This is a genomic window from Streptomyces marincola (assembly GCF_020410765.1).
GTDB lineage: Bacteria > Actinomycetota > Actinomycetes > Streptomycetales > Streptomycetaceae > Streptomyces > Streptomyces marincola.
Map to the genome: position 1 here is coordinate 189447 of NZ_CP084541.1, position 25087 is coordinate 214533.

Annotated in this window: 14 protein-coding genes and 3 pseudogenes; 6 read left to right on the top strand and 11 right to left on the bottom strand. The window is 70.7% G+C overall.

Annotated elements, in window-relative coordinates:
• Nucleotides 1–146: 146 nt before the first annotated feature.
• The 5 genes from LC193_RS00760 to LC193_RS00780 all read right to left on the bottom strand — a co-directional run bounded on the left by LC193_RS00760 (nt 147) and on the right by LC193_RS00780 (nt 9765).
• Nucleotides 147–1211 carry a LacI family DNA-binding transcriptional regulator gene (locus LC193_RS00760; RefSeq protein WP_226070283.1) on the bottom strand — a complete coding sequence of 355 codons (1065 nt, stop codon included), beginning with the start codon at nt 1209–1211 and terminating at the stop codon, nt 147–149.
• A gap of 199 nt (nt 1212–1410) precedes the next feature.
• Nucleotides 1411–2238, bottom strand: a complete 828-nt coding sequence (locus LC193_RS00765; RefSeq protein WP_226070285.1) for a PhzF family phenazine biosynthesis protein — start codon at nt 2236–2238, stop codon at nt 1411–1413.
• A 206-nt stretch (nt 2239–2444) separates the two neighbouring features.
• Nucleotides 2445–4214: an ABC transporter ATP-binding protein gene (locus LC193_RS00770; RefSeq protein WP_404819504.1), complete on the bottom strand. Its 1770-nt coding sequence runs from the start codon at nt 4212–4214 to the stop codon at nt 2445–2447.
• 468 nt (nt 4215–4682) lie between these two features.
• Entirely contained in the window at nt 4683–7049 is a 2367-nt protein-coding gene (locus tag LC193_RS00775; RefSeq protein WP_226070289.1) for a glycosyl hydrolase 53 family protein, read from the bottom strand.
• 397 nt (nt 7050–7446) lie between these two features.
• Entirely contained in the window at nt 7447–9765 is a 2319-nt protein-coding gene (locus tag LC193_RS00780; RefSeq protein WP_318842116.1) for a rhamnogalacturonan lyase family protein, read from the bottom strand.
• A gap of 896 nt (nt 9766–10661) precedes the next feature.
• Between LC193_RS00780 and LC193_RS00790 the strand changes: the two genes are divergently transcribed.
• Nucleotides 10662–11972, top strand: a complete 1311-nt coding sequence (locus tag LC193_RS00790; protein ID WP_226070291.1) for an RICIN domain-containing protein — start codon at nt 10662–10664, stop codon at nt 11970–11972.
• A 102-nt stretch (nt 11973–12074) separates the two neighbouring features.
• The gene (locus tag LC193_RS00795) at nt 12075–13586 is read left to right on the top strand and encodes an RICIN domain-containing protein (RefSeq protein ID WP_226070293.1); all 1512 of its coding nucleotides are present in this window, start codon (nt 12075–12077) and stop codon (nt 13584–13586) included.
• 193 nt (nt 13587–13779) lie between these two features.
• Here LC193_RS00795 and LC193_RS00800 read toward each other — a convergent pair whose 3' ends face one another.
• Entirely contained in the window at nt 13780–16044 is a 2265-nt protein-coding gene (locus tag LC193_RS00800; protein ID WP_318842117.1) for a rhamnogalacturonan lyase family protein, read from the bottom strand.
• Nucleotides 16045–16583: 539 nt separating this feature from the next.
• Between LC193_RS00800 and LC193_RS00810 the strand changes: the two are divergent.
• A pseudogene (locus LC193_RS00810) lies at nt 16584–17106 on the top strand (SDR family NAD(P)-dependent oxidoreductase); the annotation flags it as partial.
• 168 nt (nt 17107–17274) lie between these two features.
• Nucleotides 17275–17433: a hypothetical protein gene (locus LC193_RS00815; RefSeq protein ID WP_226070295.1), complete on the top strand. Its 159-nt coding sequence runs from the start codon at nt 17275–17277 to the stop codon at nt 17431–17433.
• Between the two features lie 90 nt (nt 17434–17523).
• Here LC193_RS00815 and LC193_RS00820 read toward each other — a convergent pair whose 3' ends face one another.
• The 3 genes from LC193_RS00820 to LC193_RS00830 form a co-directional block, all read right to left on the bottom strand.
• Complete coding sequence (locus LC193_RS00820; protein WP_226070297.1) at nt 17524–17949, bottom strand: Rid family hydrolase; 426 nt, start codon at nt 17947–17949, stop codon at nt 17524–17526.
• 524 nt (nt 17950–18473) lie between these two features.
• Nucleotides 18474–18752, bottom strand: a complete 279-nt coding sequence (locus LC193_RS00825) for a hypothetical protein (RefSeq protein WP_226070298.1) — start codon at nt 18750–18752, stop codon at nt 18474–18476.
• Complete coding sequence (locus LC193_RS00830; RefSeq protein ID WP_226070300.1) at nt 18749–19093, bottom strand: DUF6247 family protein; 345 nt, start codon at nt 19091–19093, stop codon at nt 18749–18751. The genes LC193_RS00825 and LC193_RS00830 overlap by 4 nt, the downstream gene beginning before the upstream one ends.
• A 115-nt stretch (nt 19094–19208) precedes the next feature.
• Between LC193_RS00830 and pstB the strand changes: the two are divergent.
• A pseudogene (gene pstB / locus LC193_RS00835) lies at nt 19209–19429 on the top strand (phosphate ABC transporter ATP-binding protein); the annotation flags it as partial.
• 41 nt (nt 19430–19470) lie between these two features.
• Here pstB and LC193_RS00840 read toward each other — a convergent pair.
• The gene (locus LC193_RS00840) at nt 19471–22623 is read right to left on the bottom strand and encodes a S8 family peptidase (protein WP_226070302.1); all 3153 of its coding nucleotides are present in this window, start codon (nt 22621–22623) and stop codon (nt 19471–19473) included.
• Nucleotides 22624–23264: 641 nt separating this feature from the next.
• Complete coding sequence (locus LC193_RS00845) at nt 23265–24077, bottom strand: S1 family peptidase (RefSeq protein ID WP_226070305.1); 813 nt, start codon at nt 24075–24077, stop codon at nt 23265–23267.
• 732 nt (nt 24078–24809) lie between these two features.
• Here LC193_RS00845 and LC193_RS00850 point away from each other — a divergent pair.
• Nucleotides 24810–25007, top strand: a pseudogene (locus LC193_RS00850) (IS701 family transposase); the annotation flags it as partial.
• Between the last annotated feature and the right edge of the window lie 80 nt (nt 25008–25087).

Consider the following 25087-nt stretch of genomic DNA (forward strand, 5'->3'; position numbering starts at 1 on the left):
CGGTGACGCGCGCGGTTCGGCATCGGTGGTGACCAGGTCGTGGCGCGCCGGCCTCCCCCGCCGTCCGGCGTCGTGACGGCTGGGTGGGGAGAATCTAAGCGCTTAGATTTCCGGGGTCAAGAGAAGACACCGAGGTTGGCAGCAGGTCAGGCGCGCGGGCGGCAGCCGCAGCTCTCTTGGATCCAGGGGACCGTCGGCAGCGGGTCGGGCTCGGGTTCGGTCCGGCCGGAGATCCGCGCGGCGAGTGTGCGCACGGCCACGCGGCCCACGGCCTCCATCGGCTGCCGCACCGTGGTCAGGGCCGGGCGGGACAGGCGCGCGGCCAGGATGCCGTCGTAGCCGGTGACCGCTACGCGGCCGGGCACGTCGACGCCGGCCGCGCGCAGCACGTCGAGCACCACGAGCGCCTCCTGGTCCGTGCTGCACACGAAGACATCGGGCAGCTCCCCCCGGTCCAGGACTCGCGTCACCGAGGCGCGGGTGGCCGCCTCGGCATCGGGCTTGCTGGCCAGCGGCTCGTGCACCGGGATTCCGGCGGCCGTGAGCACCTCGGCGTAGCCGTCGAACCGCTGGGTGAACTCGGCGTTGCCCCGTTCGCCGACGTAGGCGAAGCGCCGGTGGCCGTGCTCGCGCACCAGGTGCTCCACCAGGCCGCGCATGCCGGAGCCGTTGTCGACGTGGACCGTCCTGGCGCCCTTGACCCTGGTCTCACCGCCGAGTTCGATCACCGGGACGCGCCGGGCGATGCGGGTCAGCGTCTCGCTCGACGCGACTCCTGCGAAGGCGATCAGGCCGTCCACGCGGCCCGCGACGTCCACGACGCCCGGCACGTGCGGCGCGCTGCGACCGCCTGCGCCCAGCATCAACGCGAACCCCTGCCGGCGGCACTCCAGCTCCACTCCTCGCTGCACCTCGTCGGAGTACAGGGGGAAGAGCCGGGCGTCACTCTCCGTGGGGACCGGGGCCTCGGCGGACGCGGGGCCGACTTCGAGCAGGTAGTCGAACGAGTAGAGGCCGATGGCACCGGTGCGGCCTCTCGCCAGCCCGCGCGCGCTGGCGTTGGGCACATAGCCCAGGGCCGCCGCCGCGGCGAGTACCGCGTCGAGCGTGGGCTTGCGCACGCGTTCCGGCTGGGAGAACGCGAACGACACCGTCGCGATGGACACCCCAGCCCGCGCCGCGACGTCGTACACCGTAGGCCGCCGCGCCATCCGCCCCCGCTCCTCCAGTCGCCGGCGGAGGCGATGCCGCGTGAACGCCGCCCACCGCGCGTGTCCCGGAATCCTACAGCTCGGCCCGCCCCCGCCCGCCGACGAAGCGGGCTCGTCGGGACGCCGGCAGCGGTGCCGGCTCCTGCCCGGCCGCCCCGGAAGGGGCGCGGCGTCCCCGAGGCACCGGGCGGGCGGCCGGTCAGACGTGCAGGGTCCCGTCGAGGACGGTGACCGCGTGCCCGGTGAGGTGGACGCGGTCGCCGCGCACCTCGGTCCTGACCAGCCCGGTGCGCGCGGACACCTGGAGGCCGGTGAGCTGGTCCCGGCCGATCAGAGCCGACCAGTAGGGGGCCAGTGCGGTGTGGGCGCTGCCCGTCACCGGGTCCTCGGGGATGCCCTCGGCGGGTGCGAAGAGACGGGAGACGAAGTCGTACGCCGAGTCGGCACCGGACGCCGCGGCCGTGATGATGACACCGCGCAGATCCTCGCGGCGGGTCATGTCGGCCAGCGCGTCGAGGTCCGGGGCCGCGGCCCGGACGGCGGCCTCGTCGGGCAGGACGGCCAGCAGATCGCCGAGCGCCCCGGTGCCGAACGCGGCCACCGGCTCCACCCCCAGGACTTCCGGGAGGCCGTCCGGCACCGGGACTTCGGTGCTCGGCGCGGCCGGGAAGTCCAGGGTGATGCTGCCGTCCTCCCGCACGTGCGCGCCGAGGATGCCGCTGACGCGGCTGCGGAAACGCACCTCGCCCGCGACACCCCGTTCCCGCCGCAGGGTGTGCGCCGTGGCCAATGTGGCATGGCCGCACAGATTGACCTCGACGAGCGGGGTGAACCACCGGATCTCCCAGTCGGCGTCCCCGCCGCCGGGCAGCGGCCGTGCGAAGGCGGTCTCCGCGTGGTTCATCTCGGCGGCCACCTGCTGCATCCAGGATTCTTCCGGCCACTCCCCGGCATCGAGCAGGCACACGCCCGCGGGGTTGCCCGCGAAGGGCCGGTCGGTGAAGGCGTCTACGACATGGATACGCATGCCGCGACTGTAGCCGTGCCAATCACGACCGGGCGAAGGCCAATCCGGGAGAAGTGGATCTCCCGCCGTCTGACCCGCCTCCGCCCGCGGCGCCGGTGCGAGCGGCCCGGCGGGCGAACGCCTGCCGGGCCGCCGCCGGCCGTGGCGGGCGGGGCGACCGCGGACCGCCGGGAAACCGTACCTGCGGCCCGCCGTCGCGCCCTCGGTCAGTCCTGGACGAGCGGCACGGCCGACTCGTCGAGGAACCCCCCGGACTGGTGCTGCCACAGCTTCGCGTAGGTGCCGTCCAGCGCGAGCAGGTCCTCGTGCGTGCCCTGCTCGATGATCCGCCCCTGGTCGAGGACGACGAGCCGGTCCATCCCGGCGACCGTACTCAGCCGGTGCGCGACCACGAGTGCCGTGCGCTTCTCCATGAGGCGCCACAGCGCCTCCTGGATCAGGAGTTCGCTCTCCGAGTCCAGGGCACTGGTCGCCTCGTCGAGCAGCAGGATCGGGGCGTCGCGCAGGATCGCCCGGGCGAGGGCCACCCGCTGGCGCTGCCCGCCGGACAGCTTCACGCCGCGCTCGCCCACCATGGTGTCGAAGCCGTGCGGCAGCGTGTCCGCGAACTCCGCGACGTGCGCGGCCTCCGCCGCGCGCCGGATGTCGGCGTCCGTGGCGTCCGGGCGGGCGAAGGCGATGTTCTCCCGCAGCGTGCGGTGGAACATCGCCGGGTCCTGCGGCACATAGGCGATCTGGCTCCGCAGGTCCGCCTGGCTCAGTCTGCTGATGTCCTGTCCGCCGACCAGGATGCGGCCGGCGTCGACGTCCGTCATGCGCAGCAGCAGCCGCGTGAGGGTGGTCTTGCCGCCGCCGGAACGGCCGACGAGCCCGATCCGCGACCCGCTGGGCACGTGCAGGTCGAGCCCGTCGAAGAGCGGTCTGCCGCCCGCGTGGGTGAAGGAGATCCGCTCGAACCGGACGTCGGCGCCCCGGGGGCTCAGCGGTTCGGGCGACGGCACGTCGACCACGGTCGGCGGCGTCAGCAGGAGTTCGGTGAACTGCGCCGCTTCCGTGAGGGAGTTCTCCAGGTGCCGGTAGATCCGGTTGAAGTCGAACATGAGCCGGGTCGCGTTGCTGTAGTAGGTGAACGTGACCACGAGCGCCTCGACGCCGAGCCCGTTCCCCGAGGACCTGAGCACGAGCACCAGCCCGAGCGTGCTGGCCAGCACGGACATCGGCGCGACCAGCGTGTCGATGCGCAGGTTGCCGTAGTCCCAGGCGCGCAGCATCAGCCGTCTCGACTCCGCGACGCGGGAGTGGTGTTCGGCGGCCTCGCGCTTCTCGGCGGCGAACGCGCGGATCGTGTCCATGTTCATCAGGCTGTCGGCGACGTGTCCCGACACGCGGGCGATGGCCTGCTCGCGCTGGTCGACGAGTGCCTGGCGGCGGATGATGAGGGGCACCACGAACAGCGCCGTCAGCGCGATCACGCCCAGGAGCCCGACGACGAGCAGCGGTTCGTAGCCCCACAGCACGAAGGAGCCGAAGGCCAGGGGCACGAGGTTGCCCATCACGGAGAACGCCAGGGTGTCGACGAACTCCTCGAAGCGCGACGCGAAGCTGAGCACCCGTTTGGTCAGGGACCCGGCGAAGTTGTCGTGGTAGAACGCGGCGTCCTTGCTGAACAGTTCGTCCATGCCGGTGACGTACAGGTGCTCGATGCCGTACGCGTCGAGCCGGTTCAGGCAGTGCATGCCGATGCGCCACAGCGCCTCGCCCAGCAGCAGGACCCCGGCGAAGGCGAGGATGTAGGGCAGGGTCGCGTCGGTGGACGTCGCGCCGCCGTCGGCGATGTGGCCGACGAGTTTGGCGACGATCAGCGGCGCGATGTAGTTCGTGCCGATGGTTCCCAGCGCCGGGAGCAGGAGTCCGGGCACGGCCAGCCGGCGCAGCCGGACGAGCTCGCCCGTGTACTGGCGAAGGGCGAGGAGCATGGAGCCCTTCTGCGGTTGTTGGTTCTCGTGTGCGAGCGACGTTCCCATCCCACCTCTGTACGGTCGTGCGGGCGGCCCGCCCCGCACGTCCTCCGGGAGGGAGGCAGGTCGCTGGGGAACCGGCCGCGATGAGTATCGGTTCGAGTGGGTCCCTCTGATGGGCGCCCTGCGGGGAAGGACCGGGCGAAGCCGGGCCGCCGCGCGGTACCGGCGGGAAGATCCCGCGAGCACGGGGCGGCGACCCGTCAGTGTCCCGTACCGGCTCCGGACGCGTCCAAAGATTTTCGCCGCCCCGGCGCAGCGTGGTATGGCGGCGGGATCGGACGCCACCCCGACGAGCTCCAGTCATGGGCATGTCAACCCGACCTGGTCATCAGAACCGGACAGCACGTCGCGCGTTCCGTGAGCGTGCTGCCGGGCCGGACTTCCCGGCCCGGCAGCACCTCGGAACAACCGGGCGTCAGGGTGTTACAGGTCTCGGCACTGCGCCGACTTCGGACCGCTCACCGTGTTGGTCGAACCATTGTTCACCGGGGGCCGGGCGTTCTCGCGGCACGTCAGTGGGCCGCTGATCGTGTTTCCCGCGATCACGTTCCACCACTGCGTCTGCGTCACCGCCACCGGGCCGGAGATCGTGTTCGGAGCACATCCCAGCACCGGGTTGCCGATGGTCACCGACGAAGTCCCCGAGGACGTCACCGGGCCGGAGATCCGGCTGTCGCAGATCACCACCGCTGCCGCGCCGTCGGCCCGCACCGGGCCGGAGATCGCCGCACCGTCCACCTGGAGCGAGGCCCCGTCGCGCACCGACACCGGACCTGACACCGTCGCTCCGTCCAGGCAGGTCACACCCTCGGTCACCGTCAACGGCCCGGTGTGCCGGCCGGTGATCACGCGGTCGCAGTCGAGACCGGCATAGGTCTCGACCACGTCGACCATCGCTGTGACCGGGCCGTACTCGGTCGAGCCCTGAACCGTGAGCCGGCCGGCCTCCTCCGTGGCGCCGTCCGGAACCGGGTCCCACGCCACCGGCACCGGCTCGGTCGAGCCATCGGCCGTGGTCAGCGCATCGACGGAGTCCGGCAGCGCGACCTCGCCGTCGACCAGGACGCCCGCGTACACGGTGTCCTCCACGACGTGGGTCGCGCGGCTCTCGCTGAAGACATCGATCGACGCGTTCGGCTCCCAGGTGCGCGCCATACCCGGTACGGCGGTGAACATGGACTGCCAACGCGCCGGCTCCCACACCAGCACGCCCACGCCCTGGTTGTTCGGGATGTCGTTGGCGATCTGGAACACGCGCTGGAGGGCGTCCGCCTGTCCCTGGACGGTCCGCGGGTACGTCGAGTTGGGCATCGGGGCCCCGCCGCCGCCCGACGCCGGGTACGAGGTCTCGGCGATGTCGATCTTGTACCCCGGGTGCGCCGCCGCCACCGCGTTCAGGGTCTGCTCGATCTGTTCCGGCGACCCGTGCCATTCCGGGTAGTACGAGTGGGCGAGAACGTCCGGGTCGACGCCTTTGGCATTCAGCCGGGTCAGGTACTGGTCCCAGAACTCAAGCGCCTTGTCGCTCCGGCCGGTGGCGATGTGCGCCTCGACGTCGATGTCCTCACCGTGGTCGGCCGACGCGTCGCGGACCGCGCTGATCCCCTGCGCGGACAGCGTCGTGAACCGGTCCCACGCCTCGTCGTAGAGCCGCTGTTCCTCGGGATCCTCGGAGCCCCAGTAGTCCCAGAGCAGGCCGCCGCCGGGCTGCGACTGATAGATCTCCGGGTGGTCGCGGAAGTACGGTGGATCGGTGGTGCCGATCAACGCCGCCTCACTGCCGAACATGAAGCCATTGATGATCTCGTTGCCGACCGCCACCTTGTCCGGCGTCGTGCCCTGCTCGATCAGCTGCTCGACATAGTCGTAGGTGTAGTCGTACACCTCCTGGCTCAGGTCGTCGAATTCCAGCTCCGCCCATTCCCGCGGCTTCGGCTGCTTGGCCGGATCGGCCCACGAGTCCGCGTAGTGGAAGTCGATCCCCAGGCCCATGTCCCGTTCGGCCTTGATCCACTCGGCGACCTCACGTGACCGCTCCGGACCCTGGTACGGGACGGGCAGCACGTCGCCCGACGACTCGCTGCGGGGCTCGTTGAAGATCCGCAGCCTGACGTACTCGACGCCGCGGTCCTGGAGCACGTCGAGCAGGTGGGGGCCCGCACCGGGGTCCTCCTCCGTCGGACTCACCCAGTAGTCGCGTCCTTCGGCGACATCGTTGTCCACCCAGGAGGCGTCGGCGCCGAGGACCAGGTCGTCGCGCAGGTAGTTGTAGACGCTGAGTTCGCTGATCCCCAGGGTCGCGCCGGGCGAGGCTCCCGTGAATGTCACGCGCACGAATCGCGTTCCCGGCTGGGTGAAGAGGTCGACCGATCCCCGCGTGGGCTGGTCGTTGGCCGAGTGGTCGGCGATGACGTGCCACTGGTCGCCGTCCGCGGACGCCTCGATCACGTACTGGTAGACCGCCCCGGCGTCCGGGAAGACGACCTCGGTCTTCCTGACGTTGTCGTAGGCGCCGCCGAGATCGAGAGTCAGCCACTGGCCCGACGAGGTGTCGTCAGCCACCCACGCGGTGCTGTCCTCCTGATCGATCGCCAGGTCGGCGCTCGACGCGCCGCTGCTGACCTCGACGCCGGCCCAGGGCCGCTCACTGATATCGCTCTCGATCGGCGAGATCTCAGCCTCCCCGAAGTGCGCGGAGGCCGAGCCGACCGGCCCGAGCGCTACCGCGCCGCACCCCAGGGCGACCGTGGTCGCGACACTGAGTGCCGTGCGGAAGAAGTGCTTTCGCATCGTTGCCTGTTCCTCATTTCCGTGCCCCTGGGACGGGGGCACACGGTGTTTCAGCGAGCCCGTCCGGGGCCGGTTCCACCGGTCCCGGAAGGGCTCGCGTCTTCCCCAGCCGGCTTGGAGGGCCGGGGGAAGTGCGTGGTGTGGCGCCTGCGCGCCACTCGCCGGCCCTGTGCGTACCTGGGCGAACCGGGAACGCGGCGAGGCACCGCGGCCGACGGCCGAGCCCGGCGGACCGGGGTCGGTCCCCGCTCCACGTGGGCCGCGTCGGAACGGACCATCTCGCGGTGGAGGCGGGCACCGGCGGGAGACGTTCGTCCTCGGTCCGGGGCCTCCGGGCCGGCCGGGGCAGTCCCGGCCGACCCGGAGGTGGTGTCCGTTCCCGCGTGCCGACCGCAGGTCAGCGCACGTAGATGTGGGGCTGCGGCGGGCGGGTCATGCCGGCCCCGAGGAAGTAGCTCGGGTGGGGCGGCTGGTTGTAGGCGGTGTTCTGCCAGGCCAGCGCCACCCGGTACTGCGCGTCATGGGCCAGGGTGTGCAGCTTGGTGGTGGTCGGCGTGGTCGTGGCGTAGATACGCAGGGCGCTGTTGTCCGAGTGGCGCCAGATGACTTCCTCGCGCCAGTCGCCGAACAGATCGCCCGACAGCACAGGAGTGGACTTGGTGCCGTTGCTGGAGGCCACACCGCTGCCGGTGAGCAGCCGGGTGTCGCCGCCGGTGCCGTACTTGTCGATCTGCGTGCCGTTGAGGAGTTCGCGCACGGGATCCGCGTCCCACCAGGCGAGGAAGTTGGCCGAGGAGGGGTTGCGGCCGACGTTGCCGCCGGAGGCGTTGCGGAGCTGGTTCATGTTCGGCCCGGAGCCCCAGAACTCCGCGCCCGGGTTGCCGGCGTGGATGTCGCCGGCGACCCCGCGGCCCGGCCCTTCGTCTCCGCTGGTGGGGGTGCGGTGGATGACCGCGCCGGTGGCGGCATCGTGGAGGTCGGAGCCGGGCTGGTTGCCGGACTCGTGGATGGTGAACACCTCAAGTCCCGGGCGGGAGGGCACGAAGTCTCCCACGTGCAGGGCGTCGCCGTGGCCGAAGCCGGTGGCGTACATGAGGGTGCCGTTGTCGTTGATGGTCGCGGAGCCGTACACGATCTCCTGGCGGCCGTCCGCGTCCACGTCCGCGATCGACAGCTGGTGGTTGCCCTGCCCGGCGGCGCGGGAGTTGCCCGAGGCGTTGGAGTCGAACGTCCAGCGCTTGGTCAGCTCCCCGTCGCGGAAGTCCCAGGCCGCGATCACCGCGCGGGTGTAGTAGCCCCGGGCCATGATCAACGAGGGCCGCTGGCCATCCAGATACGCGGTTCCGGCCAGGAACCGGTCCACCCGGTTGCCGTAGTTGTCGCCCCAGGAGGCGACGTTGCCGCGCGGCGGGTCGTAGTTCACCGTGTCCATCGCGGCGCCGGTCAGGCCGTTGAACATGGTCAGGTACTCGGGACCGGCGAGGATGTACCCACTGGAGTTGCGGTGGTCGGCACCGGCGTTGCCGATGACCGCTCCCTGCCCGTCGCGCGTGCCGTCGGCCGTCTTCATGGCCACCTCGGCCCGGCCGTCACCGTCGTAGTCGTACACCTGGAACTGCGTGTAGTGCGCCCCGGCCCGGATGTTGCGGCCCAGGTCGATACGCCACAGCCGCTCGCCGCCCAGCCGGTAGGCATCGATATAGACGTTCCCCGTGGTGCCCGACTGGGAGTTGTCCTTGGCGTTGTTCGGGTCCCACTTCACGATCAGCTCGTACTGCCCGTCACCGTCCACATCCCCCGGGCTCGCCTCGACCGGCGTATAACCAGAACCAGGGCTCCGCAACGGAACATCCAGATAGTTCCCCCCGGTGAAACGCAACGACGGCTCCGACGCCGGCTGCTCCACCCCGCCCACCACCGCGCGAACGGTGTACGAGGCGCCGGAAGGGGCGCCGCTGTCCAAGTAGTTCGTGGAGTCGGTGACCGGCGAACCGTTCACCCTCGTCCCGTCGCGGTACACGTTGAACGCCGTGTCATAGCCCTCGGTACCCAGCAACCGCCAGGACACCAGGTTCCCGCCGCCGGAACGCACCGACACCAGACCCCGGTTCAAATCCTCCATCTGCCGCGCTTCACCGACTGGCGGATCCGGGTCCGGGTCGGTGCCGCCGTCGACCTTGACCAGCCGCCACTGCTGGTTGGCACCGTCGTTGTCGGTGTACTGGGAGATCCGGCCGCCATCCGCGGTGGACCGCTCCCACACCTCAAGTGCCTTACCGCTGTTGCGGTTGATCAGCTGCACATACTGGCTGTCGATGTCGACCACGCTGAACTGCTGGTTGACGGCGTTGTTGTCCGTCCACTGCATCACGTTCGCGCCGTTGGCCGTGGACCTTCCCTCGACATCGAGCACCTTGCCGCTGTGCCGGGCCATGATCCGGTAGTACCCGTTGCCCGAATCGACGAACTGGAACTGCTGGTTGGTGCCTGCTCCCGGAGTCCACTGGATGGCCTCGGCCCCGTTGGCTGTGGAGCGCTCGGAGATGTCGATGGCCTTGCCGCTGTGCCGTGAGACCAGCTGGTAGTAGGCGGATGTGTCGACCACGGCCGCGCTGGCGGGGGACGCGGGCAGCGCGACCAGCGAGACAGCGGCCAGCAGCACCGCGAGCAAGAACGTGACCGGCCCGCGGGTTCTTCGCAGATGTCGGACGGACATGTGCGGCTCCTTCGGGTGGGCGGGTAGCGGCTCGCGTGCTCCCGACGAAAGGGCAATGAAACGATTCACACGCGTCGCGGACGAGAGCCGGGTTTCGATGTTCACGGGAGTGGGAGCGCTCTCGGTGAGGTTAGAGGCGTGTCACCGGGAGCGGCAAGACACGTGCACGGATCGAGTGTGCCAACTTGTTCGATCAAGTGGATTCCTGACGCCTCGGCGACGGTCGGCCGTCCAGGCACGAACTCCGGGCAAGCTCCAGTCCGCACTCGTCACGCCTGATCCCGTCCGGTGGCCCTTCAACCCCCGGACGGGATCGTTCATTACGGATCGCGCCCAACTCTTGACAGCCTTCAGCGCTGGTCGCACAATGTCACCGATTGTCACCATGTTTGAACAATCATGAGCGCTTTCGCTCAAGATTCGTCCACTCCTGTGCCCTGCGCCGCGACTGGCCGCCGACCTGCACACCCGTGAACAGCGCCGCACGCACTCTCGCCCCTCGGACACGACCGGGTCATCGCACCATCCGGTCTCCTGTCCCCGGGCGCGACGCCTTCCGTGGAACTCCCCTGCGAGGAGATCGACGATGAACGCTCCCTCCCGCGGCCCCCCGTTCGCGCCACGCGGCGGCCGAGCCCGGCGTGGCACGGCGAGCCGCACTCCGCCGGAAGCGCTGATCACAAGCACACCGCTCAGCAGGACGACCTCCGTCGCCGACACCACCGCCTCCCCCGACGGACGACGCGTCGCCTCCCCACCCGATGTCGCCCGGCGGTCCTGGATCAGTGCGCCGGCCGGCGCCCGCCGCAGCCGCACGACGGATTGACCGAAACGGCACAGGATCGCCTCGTCCCAGGCCGACTCCGGTCGGCACTTCCCCCACCAGGAGGTCTTCCGTGTTCAGATGCGTCAAGGCGAGACGCTGGCTGGCCCGACTCAGCCTCATGGTGCTCGCCGCCGCCGGCACCGCGGTGACGGCCGCGTCACCCGCACAGGCCGCCCCCGGCTACGTCTACACCACGTTCAAGGGGGACGCCGCCGCCGATCAGGAGCTCTGGGTCTATTCCTCGGCCAACGGCAGGGACTTCAGCGTGCTGGCGGACACCAACTACCGAGGCCCGTCCGGCGTGCTGCGCGACCCCAGCGTCATCCACCACAACGGGCTCTACTACATCGCCCACACCGTCCAGTCGTGGACCACGAACTCGACGCACTTCAACATCGCCTCCAGCCCCGACCTGGTCAACTGGACGCACGTGGCCAGCGTCGACTCCGGCGTGGCCGACACGCGATTCACCTGGGCGCCCGAGTTCTACGTCGAGAACGGCACCGTCCGGGTCATCGTGAGCATCGCCCGGACGACGTGTTCCAACTGCTTCCGCCCCTACGTCTTCACCGCCGAGAACAGTTCGCTGACCTCCTGGAGCGGGCCGGTGCAGATGGGCGGCCTCGGCTACAACTACATCGACACCTATGTCGTGAAGTCGGGCAGCACCTACCACGCCTTCGCCAAGAACGAGACGTCCAAGTACATCGAGCACTGGACCAGCACGAGCCTCACCAGCGGGTGGACCAACCGGGGTCCGTTGTGGAGCGCGGGCTACGAGGGACCGGCCGTGTTGCGGATGAGCGACGGTTCCTGGCGCATCTGGATCGACAAGTACACCAACGGCGGCATCTGGACGGCAACCAGCTCGGACCTGAACTCCTGGTCGGGGCTGAGCCAGATCACGTGCCCGGGTTGCCGCCACGGCACGATCCTGCCGGTGGCCGACGTGCCCGGCCCGGCCCCGGCCTACCGCGTGACCAACCGCTACAGCGGCGGGGTGATGGACGTCATCTCGGCCTCCACCGCGAACAACGCCGAGGTCAAGCAGTGGACATGGAACGGCGGTGGCAACCAGAAGTGGGTGTTCCAGGACAGCGGCGACGGCTACTTCCGCATCGTCAACCAGAACAGCGGCAAGTGCCTGGACGTGGCGAACGGCTCCACCGCGGACGGCGCCAACATCATCCAGTACACCTGCGGAATCGGCACCAACCAGCAATGGCAGTGGCAGGCCACCGGGAGCCACTTCCGGATCGTCGCCCGCCACAGCGGCAAATGCCTCGACGTCGTCGGCTCCGGCACCGCCGACGGCACCGACATCCAGCAGTACACCTGCGGCGGGGGCGCCAACCAGCAGTGGAGCCGTACCCAGGTCTGAGCACGACCGGCAGGCCGAGCGCCCGCGACGGCCACCGCGCGGGCGCTCGGCACCGGCGGCTCACGGGCCGCCTGGCACATCGATCCAGTGATGGGACACCTCATGAGACTGATCACGGCGTCCGACGGCTACTCGCCGGCACCGCCACGAAGCGCACGTTCGTCGCTCCGGAGGCTGGTCGCCCTCACCGTGACCGTGTTCACCGCGGCGGCGAGCCTCGTCGTCTTCGCATCGTCACCGGCCAGTGCCGCCACCAGCCAGTTCCGGGGCATGAACTGGGCCGTGCTGGGTGACAACTTCAGCACCGACCCACTCGTTCTGCACGGGCTGAGCAAGTCCGACAGCAACGCGACGGTGCGGGCCAAGGCCAACGCCCTCTACGACGACATGGCCGCCAGCATGGGCGTCAACACCGTCCGGCTGCCCATCAACACCCACACCGTGGCCGACACGGCCTGGTGGAACGCCTACCGCGGCGCCATCGACGCCGCCACCGAACGCGGGTTCAAGGTCATCCTCGCCTACTGGGAGGACGGTGCCGCCTCCGGCGGCAGAATCACCGACGTCGCCGCGTGGAACACCATGTGGTCCAGCGTCACCCACACCTACGGCTCGAACGGCAATGTCTACTTCGAGCCGATGAACGAGCCGCACGGCTACACGTCGGCGGAGTGGCGCGATGTCGCGGCGAACTGGCTCAGCCACCACACCTCGGCCGTGCCGAGCCGGGTACTCATCGGCGGCACCGGCTACAGCCAGGACCTCCGTGACATCTGCGACGACAGCCGCTTCGACTCCACGCTGCTGTCCTTCCACCACTACGCCTTCTTCTACAGCCCGATGACCTACGACGCCTTCCGCAGCCACATCCAGACGCGGCTGGGCGACTGCGCCTCCCGCGCGATCGCGACCGAGTTCGGCGCGCCGATGTCCACCGGCCTCGACTACGGCGACGCGAACAGCACCGACAACTTCGTGCGCCACATCCGCGCCATGGCCCAGGTCATGCGCGACAACGGGATGGGCGGCACCTACTGGCCCGCTCTCGGCGGCAAGCGGACCGGGAACCTGGACTACGACCACTATTCCATGTACGCCCTGAGCGGCAGCGGCACCGACCTCAACCTGACCATCCGCAACGTCTCAGGCGCCGATCGGATCCGGTACGCCTGGGGCGACGGCTCCACGCCCGTGCCCCAGGCGTACCGGATCACCGTGCGCCACAGCGGCAAGGCCATGGACGTCCAGCAACCCAACACCGACAACGGCGCACGAGTCGGCCAGTACACCTACAACGGCGACGCGTGGCAGCAGTGGCGTTTCGAGGACGCCGGCAGCGGCTACTGGCGCATCGTCAGCCGCCACAGCGGCAAATGCCTCGACGTGGTGAGCGCTTCGACCGCCGACGGCGCCGAACTCATCCAGTACACCTGCGGCACCGGCACCAACCAGCAGTTCCAGATGGTCGCCCAAGGCGGCTACTTCCAACTCAGGGCCCGCCACAGCGGCAAATGCGTGGACGTCCCGTCCGCCTCGACCGCGGACGGCGCGATCCTCAAGCAGTACACGTGCAACTCCGGCGCCAACCAGCAGTGGTCGCGCACGGCCGTCTGACGGTCCTCCCGGCGTGACCCGGGGGCCCGCCGTGGTCTGTCCGGTCAGCGTGTGGCTGGAGTGGTGGGGTCACTGACGGCGGCCGACGGCCGACTGTCGAGAGTGCTGGCGAAGCGGCGGGGGCGTCGGTGGTCCGCCCCGGGAACGGCTTCTGTTCCCGGGGCGGACCGCAGTGGTTTCCGCTGCGGTTGGTTCAGTAGGTGATGGCCGGCCTCGGTGGGGTCCTCATGCCGTTCCCGAGGAAGTAGTCGACGTGGTGGGACTGCATGTAGCCCTTCAACGTCATGGCGTTGCGGTAGGCCGGGTTGTGCGCCAGCGTGTACAGCCGGGTACTGGTCGGCTGGTCGGTGGTGAAGATGATCAGCTCGTTGTGGGCCGCGTTGGTGTACACAGCCTCCTCGCGCCAGTCACCGAAGAGGTCGCCGACGAGGGTGGGTCCGCCCTGAGCGGCGGTGACCGCGCCGTAGTTCCAGGTGGAGACCAACCGCGGCAGCCTTCCGGTCGGCGTCGGGTTCTGCGGGTCCCACTTCTCGATCTTGCCGCTGTTGAGCAGTTCCATCGAGAGGTCGCCGTCCCACCACAGGCCCAGCTGCGGCCAGGGCCTCAGCGACGTGTCCGGCTCCGTGAGCCGGTTGGTGGGTGCGTTGTAGAGGCCGTAGAAGGACCAGACCTCCATGCCGGGGTGGCGCGGGTCGATGTCGCCCGCCATGCCGCGTCCCACATCGTCGGCGTTCCCGAAGTGCCTCCAGATCATGTCGCCGCTCGCGGCGTCGTAGTAGTACTCCTGCAAGCCGCTGGGGTTCCGCTGCTGCACGCCATAGCCTTCCAGGCCCGGACGGCCTGGGTCCATGTCGGCGATGTGGAAGCGGTCGCCGTGGACGACGCCCTGGTCCCCCAGCGAGTAGCGCAGGGTGCCGTCTCCGTCGAGGACGAAGCCGATCTCGACGATCTCGTCCTTGCCGTCACCGTCGATGTCGATGATGCGGGTGTTGTGCCCGTCAGGCGCGTTCTGGTTGCCGCGCAGCCACTTCCACCCCATGCGGACCTCGCTGCCGTCGAAGTTCCAGGCGGTCATCATGAGGTTGAAGCCTCCGTCGCCGACCCGGTTCTTCATGTACGCCACCAGGCTCGGCGTGGTCCCGTTGAGGTACCCCACTCCGAACCGCGCGTACATCGGGCCGTCGGACAGGTAGTCCGTCGGGACCTGGGCGGAGGCGCGCAGGGCGCCGGTCGGGCCGTCGAGGATGGCGATGAACTGGTGGTTGTTGTTGGAGCGGGAGAAGGTGGTGCCGTCCCCGAAGGTGACGCCATTGGCGATCCGCACCGCCACCTCCGCGCGGCCGTCGCTGTCGAAGTCGTAAACGGTGACTCCGTCGTTGTGGCCCACGTTGATGGTGGACGACCCGCCCTCGATGTTGTCCTGGTTCTGGCTGTTGGGCCCCATGTTGACCTGCCACAGGAACTGCCCGTCACTGCGGTAGGCCTCCAGCCGCTGGGGGGAGGTCTGCCGGTCCACCACGTAGTCGTACTCGCCGTCGCCATCGAGGTCGCCGGCCCAGACGAACTTCACCGGGCCGCCGTCGCGCATCGGCACCCGGACCACCGGTTCGATGGCGTGGTCGGCGCCGAGGGTGAAGGCCCCGCTCGGCTGCTGTTCCTGACCGTCGATCACCGGTGCCACACGGTAGCTGTTGGACCGTGACAGGTTGGCGGACCTGTCGACGTAGTTGGTGCCCCCGGTCAGAACCTGGCCGTTGAGCTTGCCCCAGGAACCTCCGCCGGTGGAGCGGTAGACGTTGAAGCCGATGCCCTGCGGGTCCAGCCCCAGCAACCGCCAGCTCACCATGACATCCGTCTGGTTGGAGCGCACGGCCACGACGCCGCGGCCCAGCGACTCCATCCGCCGGTCGCCCTCCGGCTGGGGGGAGCCGCCGCCGAGCTCGACGAGCCGCCATTGCTGGTTGGCGCCGTCGTTGTCGGTGTACTGGGAGATCCGGCCGCCGTCCGCGGTGGACCGCTCCCACACCTCAAGTGCCTTGCCGCTGTTGCGGTTGATCAGCTGGATGTGCCCGCCGTCCATGTCCTCCACACGGAACTCCTGGTTGGCGGTTCCGTTGTCGGTCCACTGGATGACGTCGGCGCCGTCGGCGGTGGAGAAGCCGGAGATGTCCAGCACCTTGCCGCTGTGCCGGGACTTCAGGCGGTACCAGCCGCCGCCGGACTCGACGAACTGCCACTGTTGCCAGGCGCCGTCGTTGCGCGCCCACTGCACGATCCCGGCCCCGTCATCGGTGGCCCGGTTGTGGACGTCCAGCGCCTTACCGCTGTGCCGGTTGATCAGCGCGTAGGAAGCGTTGGTGTCGATGGTCGCCGCCGCTGCCCGCGGAGCGGGGAACGCGACGAGCAGTGCCGTGGCGAGGGCGGTGGCGAGCATTACGGCCAGTGTCCTTCGCGACATGCGAAGTGTATGGATAGTCATGGCGGCTCCCGTACGGGCGAGCATCATCCATGCCCGCCCCTCGGACAGATGAGTTCACTTGTCGGTCTCGCCGTTTCACAGCGGATAGCCATGAACAGAGGTAAGCACAAATGCATCAAGTTGGCGCTTACGCTTCAGACTAGGAGAACATATTGACAGGACATGCACCGGTCAAGAGGGCTGCCGGCGAACGATTCATCTCCCCGGTGCCGCCCGGCCGGGGCCGGCTGGAGGGCCCGTGAAGGGCGGACCCGGGCGACAAGCCTGGCGGACGGCGCTGACCATGCTTCTCATCACGGCACTGAGCTGAGGTTATCTCTTCTCCGCAGGCCGGTCTTTGAGGCGCTTCCGGGACCCCACGGCGCCGGAGACGGGTTGCCGCCCGCCGTATTCGGGATCAGGAGTCGAGACACAGCGGCCGCGACCTCATGATCGGTCATGACTCAATACGCAACGATGAGTCCAATTCTATTGAGTCATGCCCAGATGCATTCATCGCACATCGTGACGGGGTGCTCCGGTCGGCCTTCGGACCGATCAACGCCCTGGTCGGCAACGCCTACACCGTCCGCGTCGCGGCGGCCCACGACACCAGCGCGGAGGAGTGGAACCGGCAGCTGGCCGTGAGCCTCACCGGGGCGTTCCTCGGTGCGCGCGCCTGTCTCGACGACCTGGTCTCGACGGGCGCGGCAGCATCGTGCTGGTCTCCTCGGCGCACGCGCGGGTGGGATTGCCGGGCCGGCCCGCGTACGCCGCGGCGAAGGCCGGTCTGACGGGGCCGGCCCGCCAACTGGCCGTCGATTACGGCGGTCGGATCAGGGTGAACAGCGTGCTTCCCGGCCCGATCCCGACCCGCGCCTGGGACGGGATCGGCCAGGAGGACCGCCGGGCGGCGGCCGGGGAGACCGCCATCGGCCGCCTCGGCTCGCCCGAGGAGTCGCCGCCGCCATCGCCTTCCTGCTCAGCGACGACGTTTCCTTCGTGACCGGGGCCTCGCTCGTGGTGGACGGCGGCTGGAGCGCGCTGAAGAACTCCTCGTGATCCCGCGGCCGGCCCCGGCCCACCACGCGCCGCGCCACCCCGACGGCTCATCAGCCGCGCGCCACCCCCGCACGCCCTCCTCCCGACCGCCGCGAAAGGCCCCCGCCGGACGTCGGGCCGTTCCGGCCCCTCAGCACGGAACGCCTGCACCTCGGCGAGGAGCCGCGCATGCTGCCCGACGGCACCGTGGTGCTCGTGGACATATTCTCCGGGCGGCTCCTCGGGCTCCCGCCCGGCCCCGGCGACGCACTGATCCACGTGGCCCGGCTGTCCGAACCGCCACCCGCCGCGTACGCGTCCCCCGCCCTCGCGGGCCCGCACATCTGAGGGAGGCGGCGCGGCCGGTCCCCGCCGCCGGGCGGAAGGCGTGGGGCGCGCCCGGCGACGGCCCGGTTGTCCGGGCACGCGGGCGGTCGTTCAGTTCCCGGAGCCCACGACGGCGGTGACGCGGATCTCCACGCGCATGGCGGCGAGGCCGAGGACCGTGACGCCGGTCTCGGTCCAGATCGGCGCCCGGCCGCCGAGGCGACGGCGGAACTGCTCGGCCATGACCCTGTTGTGGTCCTCTCCGATGACGTCGTCCCCCGGCGCGACCTTGTGGTAGGAGTTCACGTGGATGACGTCCCGCCAGGTCGCGCCGACCGTGGCGAGCGTGCGTTCCACGTTGTCGAAAGCCAGGACGATCTCGTCCTCCAGCGCGTCGGGAACGACCAGGTCGTCGTCGACGCCGGCCTGGCCGGAGATCTCGACCCGGTCCCCGACGCGGACGGCCCCGCTGTAGCCGAGGGCCTCGTGCAGCTTCTCGCCGTAGCCGGGGGTGATGCCGAAGGTGACGGTGCTCATGATGCTTCCTCTTCCGGTCCATAACGGTGCGCTCCCTCACTATGAGTTCACGCATGAAGTAAGATAGCAGCGATGACTTCAAGCGCAAAGTGATCGCGCGGAGGAGGCCCCTGCGCGCATGGGCCATCGGCCGCCGGCGCGGGCGGGGCCGGTGAAGACGCCGCCTTGCATCCGCCAGTGCCACCGGCCAAGCGGCTGGTCGGATCAGTCACGCCGCGATGGCGCCCGAGCCGCAGCTGCCAGACGGAACGGCACGACCGTCGGGCTCCGCTGAGCCCGACGGAGGGCGTCGGCACGCAGACGCAGGACGGTGCCGCGCAGGAGCCGACGTGCCGGGAGACTCCGTCGGAGCACGCCGGATGCCCGAGCCGTGCCCGGTCCCTTCTCCATCAGGGTCCCCGCCAACTCACCCGGCCGCGGCCGGCTCGGTGGGTCAGGTGCCCTGCTCAGCCGCTTCTACGGTCGCCGGCGGACAGCCCGGCGGGGCAGGCGATGGCCCGCACGGAAGCCTCGCTCGGTGCGGGTCAGGAGTCGGAATGCCGCACTCCGAAATGCTGTACCCGAAGAACCAGGACAACGTCGTCGCGGTAGTCCTCCTGATACCAGACCATCACGCCGCCCTCAGCGAACGTCCGGACGCCGGACGCCGACTCGGTGATAGTGAAAGGCTTACCGATGCGACGGACCCCCACGGCATCGGCGATCCGCTGTGCAAGCGCCTCGACCTCCAACCGCTGGGCCGCTTCCAGGCCGCCGGCAACGTTCTCGGCGTCAGGTTCGTACTCCCGGGTCCAGTCGCTCACGCGGCGGCGGCCTCGGCGAGGATGGCCGCCAACTCGGCCGCGGCGGCGCGGCGTTCGGCGCGGTCGTCCGACTCGCTGACGATGCGCTCGCACTCACGGAAGCGGGCCGGGCGATGCGGGTGACGGGCGACTCCGACCCATGCCCACCAGTGCTCGACGAAGGCGCGGGGCGGAGTGCGGGTGTACGCGTCGCGGGCTTGGCGCATCGCCTCGTCCCAGTGCTGGTCGAATGTTGTGAGGGTTCCAGGGGCGAGGCGTCCGACAGCGACGCGGAGCGCAGCGGGGGTCTTTTCCGGCATGGGAATGAGGGGGCCACTGGGCTCTGCGGCGCGCTCGGTCATGGGGTGGGACTCCGCAGGTCTCAGGCAGCGGAGTGGAGCAGGGGAGGGGAGACCGTGGGGACAGACTCCTCGCGAGCGCCTGCCTCTACGCCGTCCCCCAGCCGATCGCCGCGGTGCGATCGAGGGCCTGATCGGCAGGATGAAGGCCCACTGCACGATCGTCATCGTGGCCCACAGCTGCGGCAGGCGGCCCGGGTCCCGGACCGCGCCGCGTTCCGCGACCTCGCCGCGATCGGCGAGCCGGGCCGGCTGATCGAGGCGGGCGGCGCCGAGAGGATCTTCTCCGACCCGTCCGTCCTGGCCGCCGAGGACGGCCTCTCGGGCCGCTTCGGCTGACGCGCGAAGCGGCCCGAGAGGACCGGCCCAACCTGCGGCTGTCAGGCCGTGCGGTAGGCGTCGATGATGGTCTGGGTGGTGACATTGCCCGCCGGGTCGGTGACCTCGGCGCGGAACGACACGCTGCCGCCCGCCGCCGGGTTGGTCACGCGGGCGATCCCGCCGGTGACGGGGAGATCGCGCCAGGTGGCGCCGCCGTCGGTGGAGACCTCAAGCGCCAGCGCGCCGCCGGTGCCCTCGACGGTGACCGGCACGCCGACCGTGCGGCCGGCCGGCGAGGTGCTTGAGGAGGTCAGGTTCGGCGCGAAGCGGACCGCCGACGCGGGCAGCTCCTGCCATTCCTCCTCGCCCGCCCCCGAGGAGGTGAAGGTGAACGAGGACGTGACCTCCGTGCTCACGGACGCCACCGGCGCGCCGCGGCTGAAGGTGGTCACCAGCTCGTACTCCGCCTCGTCCGCCGGCACCTCGAACTCCACGACGTCCAGGATGTCCGCCGCCTCGGCGTAGGGCTCACCGTTCCGGTAGAGCGTGGTGCCCGCGCTGTCGTACTCGCTGAAGCCCCAGTTGCCCGCGCCGTCGGTGAACGGGGCGGTCCAGCCGTAGATCGTGTTGCCCGAGCGCTCCAGGGCGGCGAAGGACGGGCCGATCACCCCGATGCCCAGCTTCTGCTGGTAGCTGCGGCCGGCCTGATAGGCACGGAATGCGGACTGGTGGCTGGACCCGTCCTGGAAGAGGAACTGGGACCAGTCGAGGTCCGCGTCCACGAACACCTCGGCACGGTACGGCAATTCATGCTGGGGGGCCACGAAGGCCGTCGGCAGGTCAGGGAAGGTGTAGAGGGAGCCGCTGACGCCCGGCACCGACGCTCCCGCGTGGGTGAGGATCCGCGCGTAGTCGGACTGCGTCGTGCGGTGCGTCAGCCCGGTGGGGAACGACCCCCGCTGCTCGATCGCCGTGTGGTACTCGACGCCCGGGCGGGCCCACGAGGCGGACACGTAGCCGTTGATCTCCCAGCCCTCGGCCGGGTCCCCCACCTGGCCGGTCTCCACGCCGTCGGGGAGAGCTCCGCCGGTGCCGATGGTGATGGGCCATCCGTCCGGGCCGATCAGCTCCACGTCGGTGAGCAGCGTCATGCCCTCGCCCGCCGAGGCGGGCGCCGTGACGTCCAGCGGCTCGGCGTCGGCGGCGTCGGCGGCGACGGTGGTGTCCTCGGTGAGCGACAGATGCGGCTGCACCAGCCAGTCGATGCCGGTGGGCACATCGGCGCCCGGCTGGAAGAACTCCACGGTGGTGTCGAGGACGTAGTCGCCGACCGGCAGTCGCAGGGTGGGCGAGGAGGCGTCCAGGAGGTACATGTCCTGGGTCTCCAGGTCCAGCAGCCAGCTGTACCAGTTGCCGGCGGGGGCGCCGTCCCGGCCGGTGGCCTCGACGGTCAGCTCGGCCGTCTCGCCCTCGCGGAGGATGCCGGCGACCGCGGGAACGCGCTCCGCTCCGTCACCGGTCCCGGTGATCAACAGGCTGTATCCGCCGTACAGTTCGCCGCCGGGGGTGGTGTCGGCGGTGACCGGGACGGTGGCGGTGCCGTGCGCGGGCACCGTGATCTCGGTGGCGCCGAGGGTGAACATCCCCTCGGGGGCCGGGGATCCGTCCGGGCCGCTTCCGGTGGCGGTCAGCCGGAGGGTGACGTCGGTGTCGCCGTGGTTGGTGTAGGTGAGGTCCCCGGTGACCGGCTCCGCCTCCTCGTGCGGCCAGGTCACCGTGCCGAGGCTCAGCGGCTCGGCGGTGACGGTCTGGGTGAGGGCGGCGGGCACGTCGATCAGGCCGGTGCCCTGCTGGAACGCGGTGAGGCCGGCGGCGGGCCGGGCGGATCCGGTCAGCGCGGCCTTGATCCGTTCGCCGGTCCAGTCCGGGTGGGCCTGGGCGAGCAGCGCGGCGGCACCCGCCACGTGCGGGGTGGCCATCGAGGTGCCGGAGAGCGTCGCGTAGCCGCCGCCGGGGACAGCCGCGCGGATGTCCACGCCGGGCGCCGTCACATCGGGCTTGAGGGCGGCGTTCCCGATGACCGGGCCGACCGAGGAGAAGTCGGCCAGCGCGCCGGACTTGTCCACCGCGCCCACGGTGAGCGCGGCGGCGGCGCTGCCGGGGGACCCCACGGTGCCGGCATGCGGGCCGCTGTTGCCCGCGGCGATGACGAACAGCGTGTCGCTCTGCGCGGAGAGGGTGTTGACGGCCTCCTCCATCGGGTCGATGCCGGGGCCGTCGTCGGTGCCGAGGCTCATGTTGACGATGTCGGCGCCGGAATCGACGGCCCACTGCATGGCCTCGATGATGTCCGACTCCCGGCCGAAGCCGGTGTCGTCCAGCACCTTGCCGTTGAGCAGCGAGGCGCCGGGCGCCACGCCCGGGGCGGCGCCGCCGCCCGCGGCGGTGGAGGCGACGTGGGTGCCGTGGCCGTCGCGGTCCTCGGCCGAGTCGGAGCCGGAGAAGTTCCGCGCGGCGACGACCTGGCCGTCCAGGTCCGGGTGGGTGGCGTCGATGCCGGTGTCGAGAACGGCGATGGTGGTGCCGGTGCCGTCGTAGCCGGCCTCCCACGCCTCGGGCGCGCCGACCTGCGGCACGCTGTCGGCGAGCGACTTGGTGACCAGGCCGTCCAGCGAGACGGTGGCGACTCCCCGCACGGCGGCCAGCGTGCCGCGGTCCCGCGGGTCGGTGAGCGCGTTCCAGAACGCGGGGGCCTCGTCGGCGGCGACGGTCAGCGCCTCGCCGTTGACGGCCTCAAGCACGGTCCTGTCGGCGGCGGCGTCCAGGGCGCGGACGCGGTCCCGCTCCCCTTCGTAGGTGACGATCAGCGGCAGGCCGTCCAGCGCGCGGTACTCGGCGCGGCTCAGCTCGCTGACGTTGAACAGCTCGCGGTCCAGTGTGCCGTCGGCGATCAGCGGCATCACGTCGCGCGGCAGGACGTAGGTGTCCCCGCCGAGGGTGGCGGTGCGGGTCACCACCGACTCCCGGCCGGGTGCGGCGGCGATGCCCGCGAAGGTTCCGTCGGTCTCGAAGAGCACCTGGTCACCGGTGATCAGGGTGACCGGTGCGTGCTCCCCGGCCCGCGCGCCGGGCGCGCGGGACTCCCCCTCCTGTGCGGTGGCCGGTGTTGTCCAGCCGGCCGCCAGGGCCGCCGCGGCGACCGTGGCGGTCACCCAGTGGCCCCTGCGTAAGCGTCTCAACTCTTCCCCTCCAGGGTGGTGTTGCTTCATCGGCGGTGCTGTCCCGTGAGTTCTGTCCGGCGGCGGCGCGGTGCACACGGGAATGGGGTATTCCGGTGGGACGCGAGGGGCCCGCTCCCCCGAGCGGGGGCGGGCCCCGGCCGGACGTGGTCCGGTGGACCGGCCGGCCGTCAGGTGGTGCGGCAGGCGTCGTTGACGGTCCGGGGGCGGTGTCGCCCGTGGTCCTTCACCTCGGTGCGGAAGGAGACACCCGCCCGCCGCCGGCTCGGTGGCCGTGGCCGCGCCGTCCCGGACCGGGGCGTCCTTCCAGCAGCGGTACGCCGCCTGAATGATCCGCCTCGGCGACTACCGGCTCGTCGTCGCTGAGGAGGGGCCGGGAGTCCTCGGGGGATCGCCCCGGATGTGCCTGTTCCGCGCGAGAGGTTGCCGCGCAGGCCAGTACCTCCCGATGCGGCGCAAGCCCCACTCGCGGCGTTCCGCTCACGGCTTGAGCCGGAACCCCGACCGCACCGCACCGGCCGGGTCCGCGGACGTGCGGGCCCGGCCGTTGGGCATTCGGGACCCGTCCCGGGAGCCGCGGTGCGCGCGCTCCCCGGACGGTGCCGCGGGGTCCCTCAGGCCGCTATCTGCGCGGCAACGTCGGCGCTGTAGGCGAGTACGTCGCTGTAGACGCCGTAGTAGCCGGGCCGGGCACAGCCGTTGCCCCAGGAGACGACGCCGATCAGCACGCCCTCGGCGACCAGCGGCCCGCCGCTGTCGCTCCGGCAGGCGTCCACGCCGCCCTCGGGATAGCCGGCGCACACCATGGCCGTGCCGTCGACCTGGATCCGGTACGTGGCGTAGGCCGCCTCGCAGTCCGCGTCGGAGACGACCGGGACCTCGGCCTTCATCAACTGCGAGGGAACCGTGCCGTTCTCCGAGAGGAAGCCCCAGCCGAAGACCTGGGCCATCGTGCCGGAGGTGTAGAGGTCGGCGTCGTCCGGTCCTGCGAACGGGATGGTCGCGTACGGCATTTCCTCGGCGAGGGTGAGCACCGCGATGTCGCCGACCTTCGTCGTCCCGTTGTCGTCCGGGTGCACCCAGATGTCGGCCACCGCCCTCAGCGTGCCGCTGCCCATTCGCTCGGTGCGGTCTCCCATGACGTTGATCTGCGCGGGTGTCCGGTCTCTGACGCAGTGGGCGGCCGTGACGACCTTCGTGGGCGCGACCAGGGCGCCGCCGCAGAACGGGACATAGACGGAGCCGGTGCCGGTGATCTGCATGACGTAGGGGTGGTCGTCGGTGGTCGCGGGCGTGCCGCCGACGATGCGGGTGGAGAGCTCGGAGCCGGGGGCAGCGGTCGCGGCGGGGGCGGATGCCAGAATGCCGATGGTCGCGGCGGCGAGGGCCAGGGCTGCCTTGAGACGGTGGCGGAAGCGAGCAGTCATGCTCTCCCTTTACGTTATTGCCGAATGTGACATCAAGGCCAACGCTTCCCGCCCACGCACCCGGACATGCGAGGCTCCGCGCGCCGCATGGGTGGGCCGAGACATCTCCCCACCGGGCAACTGCCCACCGGGCGCGCCATGTCGGGGCGCCGAAGCCCCGCCCCGTCCCGGGCGTCCGCCCTGCCGGACGGCGCGGATCCGGCGGGGACAGGGGGCGCCGAAGAGGTCGAGCGGGCCGAGGCGCGCCGCCCCGATGCCGCCGACCTGGGCGGCGACGACGCGCGAGCGCACGCGGGGTACCACGCGGGGTACGGAGCCTGGGCCGCCGTACCTGGGCGGACCGCTGGATCAGGCGAGGAAGCCGAGCCGCACCTGCCGCTCCGCGTTGGTCGCCGTTGGTGTCCGCCAACCTCCGTGAGGACAACCCCAGCCTGTCCGGACGGCCACGCACACAGTCTGGTGCAGTGGTCATCCCCTTCCGGGATGCCCACGGCAGGCTGGAACACGAGCGAGGCATGCAGAAGTCGGCGCATGGCTGGTCCGACGCGCTGACATCACGAGCCCCTTGCCGGGCGCCCGATCAGGAGTCGTAGCGCTTGGTCACCACCATCGTCGCCCCTGCGAGGACCGCTCCGACTGGCGCCTCGGCCCACTCAGCAAGCAGCGAGGAAGCGCCGCACGCGCAGGGCCACCGGTTGCCCCGAGCTGGGCAGATGCGGGGGATGCCGCTGGTGGTACCGGCACATCACCCTCGCCATGCTCGCCCACGCCTTCCTCGCCGACCTCGCAGCCGACGAGACGGCAAAGGGGGGTACAGAAACGATCCCACCAGCAACATCACCTCACTCACCGGGGCAGAGATCCGCAGACTGCTGGACCATCTCCTGCCCGACCGCCGAACGCCGCACGACCCTCGAGATCACGCACTGAGCAGGTCCCACTGGCGACGCCGCCGACAAGCCACAGCCCGGCGCTGTCACTACCGGCGAAGAGCCAGCTCAGGAAACGAA